The sequence below is a fragment of the Parvibaculum sp. genome, from assembly GCF_035325945.1.
GTDB lineage: Bacteria > Pseudomonadota > Alphaproteobacteria > Parvibaculales > Parvibaculaceae > Parvibaculum.
Window position 1 is genome coordinate 152,394 of record NZ_DAOKYX010000001.1, and the last position, 1,580, is coordinate 153,973.

The following is a 1,580-nucleotide window of genomic DNA, read 5'->3' on the forward strand; positions in this document are numbered from 1 at the left end:
GTGCGGGCCCGAAGCCACGCGGACGGCTCCGCCGATCAGCCCTGGCGGGCCTTGTAGCGCGGATTCGTCTTGTTGATGATGTAGATACGCCCCTTGCGCCGGACGAGACGGTTGTCGCGGTGGCGAGTACGCAGCGATTTCAAGGAGTTACGAATCTTCATGACGAAACCTTCGGGGCCAGAATTCAACGGGCTGGGCGTCGGCCGGGAAGCCTCGCCATCGGCATTTCGGGCCGGACAGCCTTGGAGTTGGCGCGGAAACTAAGGGGCAGACCCCGCCCTGTCAACCAGACTCTGGATCGGCTCCGCCCGGGTCTTTTCCCCGCCCGCAAAACAGTTTACATCACCGGCCAAATAGAAAATGGCACTGGCGTCACTTTCGATGCCACGAATCTCCCCCACGGTATGTAAATGGCGTTCGACAAGCCCACCCCTTCAGAACCTCCGGTCCGCACGCTTCCCGAAGAGGACGTGACGCGGCATCGTCCGCAGTGGTTCCGGGAGGCGCTGGCCGCGCCGCGCGAGAGCCGCCGCGTAACGGTCGATGGCGCGCGCATCCACTATCTGCGCTGGGGCAATGACGATCCGAAGCGGCCGGGCATCCTTTTCGTCCATGGCAACGGCGCCCATGCGGAGTGGTTTTCCTTCATCGCGCCGCTTCTGACCAACCGCTACAACGTCGCCGCCATGGACCTTGGCGGCATGGGCGACAGCGACTGGCGCGAGCGCTATTCGCGCGAGAGCTTCGCGGACGAGATTGGCGCTGTCGCCCTCGACGCGGGCCTCGGGCCGAAGCCTGTCGTCGTCGGCCACTCCTTTGGCGGCTTCGTGACGCTCATGGCGGGCAAATATCATGGCGAGCGGCTGGGCGGCATCATTCTCGCCGACTTCACGGTGCGCGCGCCCGAGGAGCGCCATGAATGGTTCCTCGACAATCCGCGCCGGCCGACGCGCATCTATCCCGATTTCGACACGGCGCGAGCGCGCTTCCGCCTGGCGCCGCTCCAGCCTTGCGCCAACGGCTTCATCATCGACTATATCGGCAACCTCAGCCTGCGCGAGGTGAAGCGCGGCGAGAATCCGGGCCGCCGTCATTCGGACGAGGCAGGCTGGACGTGGAAGTTCGACGCCGAACTCTTCAACGGCCTGCGGATGGGCGACGATCACGCCGAGATCTACAAGAACCTTGCCTGCAAGGGCGCGACCATGCTCGGCCTCGAGAGCAAGGACTACCACCCCTCCATCGTGGACTATCTGCGAAAGCTCGCGCCCGAGAAGCCCGTCTTCACGATCCCCGGCGCGCAGCACCACATCATGCTCGATCAGCCGCACGCCTTCGCCGCAGCCGTCGCGACGCTGATGGCGCAATGGGAGGCGGAAGGGGCGCTCGGCTGATCTCGACGGCTAGAGAGCGACGTAAGTCCCGCTCTCGTCGGACAGGTTCGCTCCGCCCGTGCCCCCTTCAAACCCCTGCTTCAGATAACGGTAGACCGTCGCGCCCAGAATGCCGTCGGCGTTTTCGCCATCCGCCGCGAGCGGCAGGATGATGCGCTCGCCGACGACGATCCGGCCGGCATGGGC

Annotated in this window: 2 protein-coding genes; one reads left to right on the forward strand and one right to left on the reverse strand. The window is 65.3% G+C overall.

Translation table 11 applies throughout. The features are described from left to right. Positions 1-35: 35 nt before the first annotated feature. Positions 36-161, reverse strand: coding sequence for a type B 50S ribosomal protein L36 (gene ykgO / locus PKA57_RS00770; protein WP_324297007.1), 126 nt, complete (start codon positions 159-161; stop codon positions 36-38). A gap of 249 nt (positions 162-410) precedes the next feature. Between ykgO and PKA57_RS00775 the strand changes: the two genes are divergently transcribed. Beyond that, complete coding sequence (locus PKA57_RS00775; RefSeq protein WP_324297008.1) at positions 411-1,394, forward strand: alpha/beta hydrolase; 984 nt, start codon at positions 411-413, stop codon at positions 1,392-1,394. Positions 1,395-1,580 lie beyond the last annotated feature (186 nt).